The following is a 12,611-nucleotide window of genomic DNA, read 5'->3' on the forward strand; positions in this document are numbered from 1 at the left end:
GCTTCAATTCAAGGCGCCGTTGGCGCCTTTTTTATTCTTTACCCAGATCGCTTTAGAACTGGCCAGGGTAACTTTTAACTAGCAATAAGCATGACCAAACAATCGGAACCGTACTTCGTCCTCACCATATCCAGCCTAACCACAGCAAAGCGGCCAATAGCCAGGCGCTCATGGAAAGTGCACCGATACTCCAGAAACGATTCCAGCGGCGTTCCCGTTGTCGCCATCGCGAGGCATCCAGCCGGACAGTTGGCACAGGCACCGGGGGGCGGAGCACCAGACGTCGCAGCCGCAGCGAAAACGACACTGCCGGGTTGGGTAGATGGGATAGGCGTGTCGGAACCTTCCAGCCACGCTTGAGCGCCACGCCAGCCAAACCCAACGCCAACAGCAGTGGCCACAGTGCAGACCAGACGCCACCCGGATAGAGGCCGTGAAGCATCGGCTCGCGCAAGGCGGGCCAGAGCCAGGGCAAGATCAACGAGCAACTGCTGAGCAGAGCCCAGGGCAGCAGCTGGGCCAACGGCGGGCGGCTTGCCGGCGCATCTCGACCCTCCAGACGTAGCAGCCACAGCGCACGTATCAACAACAGCGAGGTCGTCAGGCTGCTGAGGCTGAGCCAGATCAGCCAACCTTCGAACTCACCGACATGCCACACGTCTTTCAGGGCCGTCTTGACGCCCCCGCCGGTGCTCAATGGCAACCCGATGATCGCCAGTGCCGGTACAACCAGAATCAACCAGCCGATGCGCGGCAAGCGACCCGCATGGATCAAACCTGCCGCCAGAAACAGCGCACCCTTGGCCAGGCCGTGATGAACGCCGTAGAGCATCAGCACAACGGTCATTGCCGACAGCTGCTCGGAATGCCGCCAGGCCAGGGCCAGCAGCATCACCAGATAACCCATCTGACTGACCGACGAATAGGCCAGCACCGCCTTCGCCTTGCCCTCAACAAGCCCGAGCACTGCCGGATAGACCGCACCGAAAATACCCATGGCGAGCAGTACGTCCGCCCAACTCGACAGCAACGGGTCGCTCTCCGGCAGGCAGCGCCAGATACCCAGCAACCCGGCCTTGAGCATCGCCCCGGACAACACTGCGCTTGCGGGCGCTGGCGCGGCCGGGTGCGCCAGCGGCAGCCAGACATGCAGAGGCCAAAACCCTGCTTTCAACCCCAGACCAATCAATAGCAGTATCAATGACAGCCCATCCATGGGCAGCGTTTGCCAGGCGGCGAAGCTGAATTCGCCCTGCGCAGCGTGGCTGCGCAGCATCAAACCGGCCAGTAGGGCCATCTCACCGAAGATCGCCAGTTGCAGGTACAGCCGCCCGGCACGTCGCGGGCCCGGTCCGCCCTGATGGACAATCAACCCGTAGGCGGCGAGGCTCATTGCACTGAAGCCGAGATAGAAACTCAGTGCGTCCGTAGCGATGATCAGCAATAAATTACCCGTCAGGGCCAACAACCAGAACGTCCAAAAGCGCAGCCGCTGCGGATCGTTTCTCTGGCTGCTGGAAGCGAAGATGCCTGCACATCCCCAGAGCAACGCGGTGAATGCCAGCCAGGCGCGGGACAGTTCATCATCGACGCCCCAGCGCACGCCATCCACTAGCATCGGCAAGCCCAGCGTTGGCATTGGATGGGCGGTCAGCACCAGTGCCGGAATGCAGGCAAGCCACAGCCAACCGATTGCGCGCTCACGCCAAATCCCCAGGCTGGCCGCGGCCAAAAGCGGTGCCAGCGGCACCAACACCCAGAGCCAGGCACCGCTCATAGCGCGAACTCCCGGTTGACGATCAATTGCGCCCAGCCCAGTGGGCTCAGGGCCGTACCCGCTAGCACACCCACAAGCACGGACATCGCCGCTGTGAACAGCGCAGGCAAGAGCAACATCCAGTGGGTTTCCCAGCGCTCCTCGCGCCAGTTGTCGTCATGCCAGTCGGCTGGCTCTGCAAACCAGCCGCGCCAGAGCAACGGCAGGAAGTAACCCGCGTTGAGCAGCGCCGAGCCCATCAAGACCAGCAGCACCCAGTCCTGACCGACCTCCAGCGCGCCCATGCCCAGCGCCCACTTGCTGACGAAGCCGGCAATAGGCGGAATCCCGATCATGCCCAGCGCGCCAATACTGAACGCGGCCATCGTCAGCGGCATGCGCCGGCCAACCCCGTCCAGCTCGCGAATACGATGGATACCCAGGGTTTCGGCGAAATTGCCTGCGCAATAGAACAGTGTGACCTTCATGAGCCCTTGATGGACCAGATGCACCAGCCCGCCGACCGCTGCGATCGGTCCGAGCAGCGCCACGCCAAGGGTGACGTATGACACCTGGCTGATGGTGGAATACGCTAGTCGCTTCTTCAGTTCCTGTTGCTGCAGGGCCCGCATCGAGCCGTAAAGAATGGTCGCCGCGGCCAGCCATAGCAGGGGCCCGGCCATATCCAGCTGGCCCAGTGCCTCGGCCCCGTAGACGTCATAAACCACCCGGATGATGCCGAACGCGCCGGCTTTCACCACCGCCACCGCATGCAGAAGCGCACTGACCGGCGCCGGTGCCACCATCGCCTTGGGCAACCAGCCATGCAGCGGGATAAGCGCCGCCTTGACCCCAAGCCCGGCGACCAGCAGAACGAAGGCGACACGCAATGCCAAATCGTGCTCACCGACCGCTTGCAGTAGATAGCCGCCTGGCTGGAAATCCGGGCCGCCTGCCAGCCCATGTAGCAGCGCCACGCCCATCAGCACCAGCGCACCACCGCCTACGGTATACGCCAGATAGACACGACCGGCCCGCAGCGATTCCGGCGTACCGCGATGCACCACCAGAGGAAAGGTCGCCAGGGTCAGCATTTCGTAGAACAGCAGAAAGCTGACCAGATTACCCGCCAGGGCGAGGCCCACCGTGGCACTGACGCAGAGGCTGAAATAACCGAAGAAGCGTGATTGCAGCGGTGAGTTTTCCAGATACCCAATGGCGTAAAGGGTCGTGGCCATCCACAGCACTGACGACAGCGCGACGAACAACAGCGACAGCGCGTCCCCTTGAAGCACCAGCGGCGCACCGGGCAAGAACGGCAGGCTGAAACGAAACTCCAGGCCGCGGCTGACGCCATAGATCATTGCCGCCACCAACAGCAGCTTGATCACCACGCCAACGAGGTTGAGCGTGACCCGCAGCCGATGCTGATCTTCACGCAGGGTAAAAATGAGCAGCCCCGGCACCAGCGAGCTGAACACGATGGCCAGTGGAAGCCAGTGCGTCCAGTTCATCGCGCCACCCCACCGAGCCAGAGCAGCAAGGGTTCGCTGATCAGCGCCAGGCTCAGCACCAGCAGTGCCGGCAGCATCGCCAGCCATTGCGCGACGAGATCCGGCTTGATGCTGGGTGGATTGGGCCGCGCTCGATCAAAGCCCAGCGCCACCACGCGAAACACATAGGCTGCCGACATCAAGGTGCCGAGCAGCACACCAAAAGCCCAAGGCCAATGGTGCGGTTGCTCGAACAGGGGTTGCAGCATCAGCCATTTGGCCAGGAAGCCTCCGCTGGGCGGCAGACCGATCAAACTGCCCCCAGCGACGGCGAACGTCGCCATGGCCACCGGCATGTTCTGGCTGGCACCTTTGAGCGCGCGTACCCGACGCGTGCCCAGCACCCGTTGCAGCTCACCGGCACCTAAGAACATCGAAACCTTGGCCAGCCCGTGCGCCAGAATGAACAGCCACAAAGCTGCTTCCATTCGCGGCTCCTGCCAGTGAAGCAGCAGGCCGAGCGCCAACAGGGCATAGCCCAGCTGTGCAACGGTCGAATAGGCGACCAGCACCTTCAGACGCGGCGCACGCAGGGCCGACCAACCACCGGAGATCAGCGCAAGAATGCCGGCTCCGGCAAACAGAAACCCGGCCTGACGTCCCAGCTCTGGCGGCGCGATCTCACTCCAGATCAGCCACAGGATATAAATGGGCCCCTTGACCACGAGAGCCGAAAGCAAGGCACTGACGGCCGTCGGCGCGCCAGCGTGTGCGGGCGGCAACCAGAGGTGCAGCGGCCAGAGCGCCGCCTTGAGCATCAGCCCCAGGCTCATCAACAACAGCGCCAACCGGGTCGTGCTATCGGCCTCGGCCAGCTCGGCCAGCACCGGTACGTCGAGCACACCATAGCGACCATAGAACAGCGCGACACCGAACAGGTAGGCAAGCGAACCGGCCAGTGACAACATCAGGTAGTTGAAGGCGGGGCGATAAGCCTTGCGGCCGGCCAGCGCAACCAGCGCTACGGCACAGAGGCTGAGCAGCTCGAGCGTCACGTAGAGATTGAACAGATCCGCCGACAGCCACAGCGCCACCAGCGAGGCATGCAACAGACAGGACAACGGCCAGTAATCTTCACTGCCCGTGGCGTGCGGGCTGCGTGCCGCGTACAGAGCGACCAGCAAATGCAGTCCCGCGGTGAACACCATCAGCAGGGCCGTCAGGGGGGTCAGCTGGAAGCGGATCGCCAAAGGCGTTTCCCAATCGCCGATCTGCATCAGTTGTGGCCCGAGGTCTATCGCCTGTTGCAAGGCAAACGCCGCCGCGATCAGGCTGGCGACGCTCATCAGAATCACGCAGAGACCGCTGCGACCCGGCCGCAGCAACACCAGCAGCAGGCCCGCAACCAACGGCAATGACAGGCTCCACAGCGCCGCGTTCATTGCTGCGTATCCTCTTGATGCGACTGCGCCTTTCCGCCCTGCGCCACGCCGGCCAGACGCAGCGCAAGCGCCGTGGCGCTGACTGCCACCACCAGTCCTGTAACCACCAACGCCACCAGCAGCGGATCGCTCGGCTGGTGGCGCGACGCCAGCGCAATCATCACCAGAAACACACCGCTGCCCATCAGGTTGAAAGCGATGATCCGGCGTAGCGCCTCGCGCAACGTCAGCAACCCATGCAGCCCGAGCAGCCAGAGCGCAGCACCGACGATCATCCAGAACAGGCTGCTGCTCATGAGGAGACGTCCTCCCCCTCGCCCACCACCAAGAGGCTCAAGCTAGCGGCAATCGACAGCGTCGCGACGGCCTCGATCAACAGGATCAGCGGCTTGGCTGCCCCAAGCGGATAGGTGAGCCAGCCCCCACCCAGCCAGGCGGTCACCAGCGCGACGCTGACGAACACCAGCAAGCCCCCGAGCACCAGCAGGCGCAGCGGTGCGAACGACCAGCGCAGCCGGGGAATCTGCCCTGACAACCGCAGCAGCACCACCCCCGAGGCCAGCAGCGCACCGGCCTGGAAGGCGCCACCGGGCGCACTCGCACCCCGCCAGAGAATGTAGCCGGCGGCCAGCACCAGCAGCGGGGCCAGCGCACGCGCCCAGGCACGCAGCAGAGGCCAGGGTTCTGCCAGATCCAGCGGCCGCGGCCCGAGTTGCCGCGCACCGAGCAGTGCCAATAGCAGGACGGCCAGTTCGAGCAACGTGTCCCAGGCGCGGTAGTTCAGCAGCACGGCGGTCACCGGATGGCCGACGCCGGTCTGATCCAGATGCTGGTCGATCAGCGCTGCCAAACGCGGCTCGGCCTCGGTCAACGGCGCGAGCCCCTGCGCCAGCAGCATCAGCATCGGCAGGACCACAGACGCTGCGCCGAGGCGCAGTCGGGTGCCGGTAACGTCTGGCCGATGTGCCGAGCCTGGCTGGCGCGCCAATGCGGTAAACAATAGAACGCCGGTCAGGCCCGCACCGATGGCCGCTTCGGCAAGTGCCAGGTCCGCAGCGCCGAGACGCGCCCAAATCAGCGCCAGCGCCAGCCCAAAAGCAATGAACAGCAACACGCTGGCGTAGAGGTTGCGCCCATGCAGCGCGCCGAAAGCAAGCCCGAGCACGAGCAGACCAAGCACCCCGTCGAACAGCCACTCAGTCATCGTGCGGTGCCTCTCCGGCCTGACGTGCCAGCAATTGACACGCGGTTGCGCTGGATGCGAGGAGCAATAGCCAGGTCAGCACCATCTGGCCGACTTCCCAGAGGCTGTCGGCACGCAGCGACAGGCCGGCGATGACCAGTCCGAGGCCCAGGGTATCGGCCTTGGTCAGGGCATGCAGGCGGCTGACGGTATCCGGAAAGCGCAGCAGGCCGATGCTCCCTGCCACGAAAAACAGCAAACCACCGATAAGCAGCAGCCAGCTGAAGCCAACCAGCAGCGACTCAATCATGCCGCCCCCTGCGCAGCAACTGCACCAGCGCAGCGCTTGTTACGGCCGCCAGCAAGCCCAGCAGCAGCGCCACATCACGCAACGCCGGTTGTTGTTGCCATTGGGCCAGTACCAGCAGCAAGGCCGTGCCGGTGGTACCGAAAAGCTGAACGGCCAGCAGCCGGTCGACCTGAGCTGGCCCGAGCACGACGCGCCCGAGTCCAATAAGGATGGTCAGCAGCAGACAAGCGGAATACAGCGCCATCAAGGCCTGTCTCCGTGTGACAGCAATTGCTCCAGTCGCCGTTCGAGGGTTTGCACGGTTGCCTCCCAGGGCTGGCGTCGATCAAGCACATGCACGCGCATCCGGTCGCCTTCCACCCGAGAGGCCAGCGTGCCCGGCAACAGACCGACCAACGCCGACAGCACCAGCCGCACCTGTGGCGACGAAGATGTGAGGCTGTAGTCGAGCCAGGCCGGCTGCAGCGGCCTTTTTGGATGCACTGCGCGCAACGCCACGTCCCAGGCACCAGCAGCCATGTTGCCGAGAAAGAACCCGAGGAAGCCTGGCAGAGCAGGAAGCGAAGGGTGCCAGGGTCGCAGGCCCAGCCAGAGCGACAACCCAGCGGCGAGCAGAATGCTGGGTACGCCAAGGGCCCAGCCGCCACCTTCGGTAAACAGCGCCCAGACCATCGCATACAGAACCACCCAGCCCAGCCCGTCGAGCCAGCGGTGCCGCCCTCCGAGTCCGCTCATTCGATCCATCCCCTTGTTTTGCCACGTTCTGTATTGAACGAGCCGACGCCATGGCGTTCCGCTGATCAGGCGTTCAGGCTTGTTTCAATGCGTTGCCGAAAGGTCAGCTCTGCGGGTTGCAATGGATCTCCAGCGATTCGCCTGGCGCCAGCAGGCGCGCGCCTTCAGCGTAGTGCAGCGGCACCGGGTTCGCGTTGTTGGCGTCGGCCCTGACCTCCAGCGAGCCATTGGCCAGTCGCAGATAGAGGCGTGCCTGCCGGAACAGTAACGATAATGAGAGCGGCGGCAAGGCAGCCGGCGGTGACGGAGTCAAATGCAACCCATCGAGCTCCAGCTGAACGCCCATATAGTGGCGCTGCAGCACATCGAGCGAACCGCACATAGCGCCCAGATGCACGCCTTCCTGCGTACCGCCGTTGCCTGGCGAACCCAGGTCGGTTTCAAGCGCTTGTTCAAAATACGACCAGGACGCTTCACGGTCGATGTTGGCGAGCGCACCGGCGCAGACCACTTTGGACAGGCTCGACTCATGGGTGATGCGAGCCAGGTGATACGCCAAGGTGCGGCGTGTACTGGCGTCATCATGGGGATACCCAAGGCGTTCAAGAATCCGCTCCAACCGGTGCTGAGGCAGCAGGTAATAGGCCATCAGCACATCAGCCTGCTTGGTCAGCTGATAACGGTCGCAGCTGTCGTGCCGCGCTTCGAGCATCCAGTCCAGTCGCGGCCGGTCACCGTGCAGCCACTCCTGGGGGGGCGCTTCCAGCCTGTCGAAACCCTCGAACTGGCTGAGCAGCTGGTCGTCGACGAAGGGCAGGTAAAGACCTTTTGCGACCGCTTGCCAATGCTCCGGCTCGTCTGGCTCCAGCGCCAGCCGTTGTCGCAGGGCGAGCGCATCAGGCTCGCTGAGCAGTGCCAGCACCTGTTGCGCGCGGTCAAGCGTCCAAGCCGCCATCAGGTTGGTGTAGGTGTTGTTGTTCAGGCCTGGCTCTGCAGCGTCCGGGTAGCTGTTGTGATACTCATCGGGGCCGATCACGCCGCAGATCAGGTAACGCTGCCGTGACGCATCGAACCGCGCGATGCTGGCCCAGAACCGCGCCACTTCGATGATCAGCTCGCCAACGGGCCCGGCCAACAGCGCCTCGTCGGCAGTGGCCAGAAAGAGTTGCCAGGCATCGTAAGCTACAGCTGAACCAATGTGTCGCTGCAGGCCGGTGTGATCGGCCATCCAGCGCCCCGACATCGGGTTGCACTGCCAGGGCGGGGTCTCCTCCTCGCCTGTTCGGGCGCTGCGCCAGGGAAACATGGCACCACGCAGCCCGACGCGACGGGCACGCTCGCGCGCCTTGTCGAGTCGCGCATAGCGGTAGTCCAGCAGGCTTCTGGCCAGTTCGGGCCAATGGGTTGCAAGTACGGGATACGCGAACAGCTCGTCCCAGAACACCTGACCGTAATAGCCTTCCATCCAGCCACGGGCCGGGAAGCCCAGATCGCGCCCGACAGTGTGTGGCGACACCGTTTGCAGCAAATGAAAAGCGTGAAAGTGCAGCGTGCGCTGCAGCTCTGGTTCATCCGACGCGAGTGCGTGACCCTGCCACAGCTTTTGCCAGTCCCCGGCGCTCGCCTGCTCGAGAAGTTCAAAACTTGCACGCGGCAACTGGCGCAGCGCCTCGAAACGGGCATCTTCGTCGGCTGCCGGCCGCTCATCGTCGATGAGCACCACCGCATACTTTTCGATAATCAGCCGGCCGTCGCCAGGCACCCTGCATTCCGCCTGCTGAATCAGCCGCTGTTCGCAGGTCATCGCGCGCCATTGCATCTGGTGTTCCGGCGTCCGGATCTGCGTCGCAATCGCTAATCGACGACGATGATCATGCAGCCGGGCACTGAGTGCGGCAGTGCCCGCTTCGTCCTGATCGAACGCAACATGCTGCAGTCGCCGCCCCTCATAAGCACGATTGCGGCTTACGCCGGCGTTGCTTACGCCACCGTCCAGCACTGCGCGCAGGCGTAGCTTGAGGCCGGGCGGCAGCTGCAGCTCCCAGCGCAACACGGCGAGATTCGGGGTCGCCATGCTGACCAGACGCCGTTCAAGCAGTCGCACCCGATGCGCGGCAAGCCTGAACTCGAGCTGCCGCTCCAGCACGCCGTCGTCCAGATTCAGCGCCTGCCGATAGCGCTTCAGGTCCACTCTGTCGAGGCTGAACCAGTCGGTATCCTCCAACGCGAAGCTGAGTCCGAACGGGTCCGGTAGATTGACCAACGCCGCCATATGCACCAATTCGCCATTGACCTTGCGCGGTGCCTCGTCATACCAACCGGCACGGTAAAACCCTGCGTAGTGCTCGCTTTGATCCGCATGGGGCTGAACTGACGCTTCCGGCGCACTGGCGCGCCACGACAAGACACCGTTGCCAAGGGCGAGCAGCGCTTCGCGACGGCGCTCATCGTTGCGATCGTAATGATCGAAGACGATCTGGCACCGTGTGCTCGGCTCAGCCATCGAGCGTTCTCGCGCTGTTCAGTAACCTCTGTGCCAGCTCAACCACCTGTTGCCGATCGGCATACGCAGGCTGCGAGCCGTACCCCCTGACAGCAAGATTCGCCGCCGCCACGCCCCAGGCGGCAGCCTGGCGTGGCTCGAGGCCTTCGAGCAAGGCGACGGCGAACACGCCGGTAAAGGCATCGCCGGCGCCCGTGGTATCGACCGGCTCCACGTCGCTCGGCGGGATGTGCAGGGTCTGGTCAGCAGTCGCCTGCACGCAACCTCCATCGCCCAGCTTGATGCACACCACAACAGGCCCGTCGCGTTGCAGTTGGCGCGCCGCATTGGCGAGCCTGTCTATCGAATCGAGTGAATGACCGACCAGCCCTTCGGCTTCTGAAACGTTTGGGGTAATTGCATGCAGCCTGGGCAACAGCTTCTGGTCCACCCGGTCCGGAAAGGACGGATCGAGCACTGCGGGGATGTTCCTTCGCGCTGCCGCTTCCAGGGCTTGGTCTACCACCCGGGCTGGCACTTCGTAGTCGAACACCAGCAAAGCGGGGGTTTTGCAACTGTCGATCGCTGCAGCCATAGCGTCAATCGCCGCATCTTCCCAGCAGTCATTGGCGTTCGTCGCCAGGACAATGTTCTTCTTGCCGCCAGGAGGCACCATGATCATCGACACCCCGGTGTGCTGGCCGGCAGCGCGCCCGACGTTATCGACCTCAACACCTGCCTGGCGCAACGGGCCGAGCGCCTGCTCGGCCAGTTCATCGTCACCGACGCGGCCGAGCAACAGGCTGCGATGACCGAAACGGGCGCCGATAAAAGCCGTATTGCTCGCTTTGCCGCCGGACAAGCGACACAAGTCATGGGCGAGCTGGGTTTCGCGGCTGCCAGCGGGGTCGTCGACCCGCACTTGGAAATCGGCATTGATACTGCCAAGCGACAGCAGGGTGAGGCGTTGCATGGGTATGCTCCGACGGCTCAGGCTCGTTCTTCAACGGACCTGAACCGCCGGCGAGGGTTCGCGTTTCGCTGAGCGAGCCGACTCAGCCAAGTCGGAAACGCGCGGTATTCTGCGCCAGGCTGCGCGTGCCTTCACCGAGCCGATCAGCCACACCGTGGACGGCTTGGGCACCTTCCAGCAGACTCAGCGCGGCCTGATCGACACGCTGGATGTTGCCGCTGACGTCTTCGGCGGTAGCGGCTTGCTGCTCCACGGCGGTGGCGATCTGCACAATCATGTCACTGACGCGCTGCACCGCACCGGCAATTTCGCCGAGGTGATCACCCAGTTCGGTCACCGCACCAGCATCGCTGTCGGCCTGGCAGCACGCAGCATCCATCAACTCCACCGATTGCAGGACCACCCGCTGTAAGGCCTCTACCGTTGCACTGATCTCGCGGGTCGATTCCTGGGTGCGCTGTGACAAGCTGCGCACTTCATCAGCCACTACCGCGAAACCGCGCCCCTGCTCACCGGCCCGTGCAGCTTCGATGGCCGCATTCAGCGCCAGCAGGTTCGTCTGCTCGGCGATGCCCTTTATGACGTCGACGACGCGGTCGATCTGCTGCGCCTGCTCGCGCAGCTGCCCCAGCGCGGCGGACGTCTCGCCCATCCGCAGGGTCAGCTGGCGCATGCTGGCAGTGGTCTGCACGCTGCGCTTGTTGCTTTGCTCGGCGATCTGGCGTGTCTGCTCGGCGTCCTGCGAGGCTTGTTCGCAGCTCTCGGCGACGGCTTGCGCAGTAGCCGCCATTTCAGTCGCAGCAGTAGCAATCTGGCTGACTTGCGATTGCTGCTCCTCCACCGAGCGCAACGATCGCTGCGCCTGCCCGGCCAGGATCTGCACGGTGCCGCCCAGACCTGCGCTCTGTTGGTTGACGCCCTGTAGCGAGTCGCGCAACTGTGCGACCGCCTCGTTCAATGCAGTACCGATCCGCGCGAGCTCGTCCTGGCCATGGGTAGGGGTTTCGCAGCGCAGGTCGCCGTCGCGCAGCGCCTGTGCCATCGCAGTGATACGCGCCGTGCTGGCACGAATCGAAGCCTGCAGGCAGATCAGCGTGTACAAGGCCAGCAGCACCAGCAGGCCGAACGCGATGGCGGTGAGCGTCAAGGCACGCAGCGATTGCTCGCGATACTCAGCCAGGCGTTGATCGAGCGCGGCCAAGGTGGCCGTCTGCAGCTGGTGGGTCTGCTGCAGCGCAGCGTCCATGCCCTGCTCGAAGGCACTGGCATCCAGCTTGACGCTGCCGTCGAACAGGTCAGTGTCGAGTTGCGCCATCCACGCATCGACAGCCTGCAGGCTGCCGCGGTAGCCCTGTTCCCAGGCAGTCAGCGAAGCGGGGAGATTGCCTTGCAGATGATCGCCGTATTTGCCCAACTGAATACGCAAGGCGCCGCTGTCGCTGCGGATATCGCGCAATTGCAGGCGGCTCTGCATGCTGAAATGGCCGGAAGCGACCACGCCCTGACCGACGCTGGCCAGCACCCCGAGCTGCTGCAGCAGGCTCGGGGTGCCCTGAGTAACCATCTGCATCATCAGGTAGGTTTCAAGCCAGGGGTCGAGGATCAGGCCGCTGTCGGTGGCGATCTGCTCGCGCACGGTCACGACCTGTTGCAGCGCATCGGTAAAGAGGTTGTAGGCGTCAGGCCACCAGGCCGTGCCGGCCAATGCCGCGGTGCGCAAACCGTCGCGCTTCGCCTGCAGCTTGCCCACGGCTGCAAGCACTTCGGCACTACTGCCCTCGTCACTCAAGCGCGCCTGTAGCGCTGATAGACGCTTGTCGAGCTCCATTTCGCTGAGGCTCATGGCGTCTATCAGGGCCTGGGTTTCGTTACTGATCTCGCGGTTGGTTTCGCTGGCCTTCCAGCGAGCCGTCAGGTTGCGTTGCGAGACCAGCAACCTCTCGACCTGGTCCAGCGCTGCGAGCTGACGCACGCCGGAGCGTTCGTTGGCAACCAGCTGCAGTTTGTCGGTGTAACCCTGGCCGATGGTCCAGATCGCGTACCCCACTGGCAACACGAACATCAGCGCCAGCAGCTGAAACTTGCGGGCAAAACTGAAGCGCTCGAGGGTGCGCATTCCTGGCAACAACAAGGCATTCATTGCCGATCTCCTTGATCGTCCTGACGTTCTACGAACCGGCGTTCCGGTGTGTTGCGTGATGCGAAGCAAATGGCGAGCCACCACCCGGGCGACTGGG

General features: G+C 63.8%; 11 protein-coding genes. All 11 read right to left on the reverse strand.

What is annotated here, in order from left to right; all coding sequences use genetic code 11:
• Positions 1-121 precede the first annotated feature (121 nt).
• Complete coding sequence (locus JQR87_RS18205; RefSeq protein ID WP_407294492.1) at positions 122-1,777, reverse strand: proton-conducting transporter transmembrane domain-containing protein; 1,656 nt, start codon at positions 1,775-1,777, stop codon at positions 122-124.
• Entirely contained in the window at positions 1,774-3,270 is a 1,497-nt protein-coding gene (locus tag JQR87_RS18210) for a complex I subunit 5 family protein (RefSeq protein ID WP_407294490.1), read from the reverse strand. The genes JQR87_RS18205 and JQR87_RS18210 overlap by 4 nt, the downstream gene beginning before the upstream one ends.
• Positions 3,267-4,691 (reverse strand): complex I subunit 5 family protein, encoded by a 1,425-nt coding sequence (locus tag JQR87_RS18215; RefSeq protein ID WP_407294488.1) that lies wholly within the window; start codon positions 4,689-4,691, stop codon positions 3,267-3,269. The genes JQR87_RS18210 and JQR87_RS18215 overlap by 4 nt, the downstream gene beginning before the upstream one ends.
• Positions 4,688-4,987 carry an NADH-quinone oxidoreductase subunit K gene (locus tag JQR87_RS18220; protein ID WP_407294486.1) on the reverse strand — a complete coding sequence of 100 codons (300 nt, stop codon included), beginning with the start codon at positions 4,985-4,987 and terminating at the stop codon, positions 4,688-4,690. Before JQR87_RS18220 ends, JQR87_RS18215 begins: the two co-directional genes overlap by 4 nt.
• Positions 4,984-5,895: a hydrogenase subunit MbhD domain-containing protein gene (locus tag JQR87_RS18225; RefSeq protein WP_407294484.1), complete on the reverse strand. Its 912-nt coding sequence runs from the start codon at positions 5,893-5,895 to the stop codon at positions 4,984-4,986. The genes JQR87_RS18220 and JQR87_RS18225 overlap by 4 nt, the downstream gene beginning before the upstream one ends.
• Positions 5,888-6,181, reverse strand: coding sequence for a cation:proton antiporter (locus JQR87_RS18230; RefSeq protein ID WP_407297632.1), 294 nt, complete (start codon positions 6,179-6,181; stop codon positions 5,888-5,890). Before JQR87_RS18230 ends, JQR87_RS18225 begins: the two co-directional genes overlap by 8 nt.
• On the reverse strand, positions 6,177-6,428 hold the full coding sequence (locus tag JQR87_RS18235) for a monovalent cation/H+ antiporter complex subunit F (RefSeq protein WP_407294482.1): 252 nt from the start codon (positions 6,426-6,428) through the stop codon (positions 6,177-6,179). The genes JQR87_RS18230 and JQR87_RS18235 overlap by 5 nt, the downstream gene beginning before the upstream one ends.
• Positions 6,428-6,919 (reverse strand): Na+/H+ antiporter subunit E, encoded by a 492-nt coding sequence (locus JQR87_RS18240; RefSeq protein WP_407294481.1) that lies wholly within the window; start codon positions 6,917-6,919, stop codon positions 6,428-6,430. The genes JQR87_RS18235 and JQR87_RS18240 overlap by 1 nt, the downstream gene beginning before the upstream one ends.
• Positions 6,920-7,022: 103 nt before the next feature.
• Entirely contained in the window at positions 7,023-9,422 is a 2,400-nt protein-coding gene (locus JQR87_RS18245) for a glycoside hydrolase family 65 protein (RefSeq protein WP_407294480.1), read from the reverse strand.
• A complete protein-coding gene (locus tag JQR87_RS18250; protein WP_407294478.1) occupies positions 9,415-10,374 on the reverse strand; it encodes a PfkB family carbohydrate kinase in 960 nt (319 codons plus the stop codon). Before JQR87_RS18250 ends, JQR87_RS18245 begins: the two co-directional genes overlap by 8 nt.
• Before the next feature lie 82 nt (positions 10,375-10,456).
• Positions 10,457-12,514 (reverse strand): methyl-accepting chemotaxis protein, encoded by a 2,058-nt coding sequence (locus tag JQR87_RS18255; RefSeq protein ID WP_407294476.1) that lies wholly within the window; start codon positions 12,512-12,514, stop codon positions 10,457-10,459.
• Positions 12,515-12,611: the final 97 nt, after the last annotated feature.

It is taken from the genome of Stutzerimonas stutzeri (genome assembly GCF_051028275.1).
Taxonomy (GTDB): Bacteria; Pseudomonadota; Gammaproteobacteria; order Pseudomonadales; family Pseudomonadaceae; genus Stutzerimonas; species Stutzerimonas stutzeri_AS.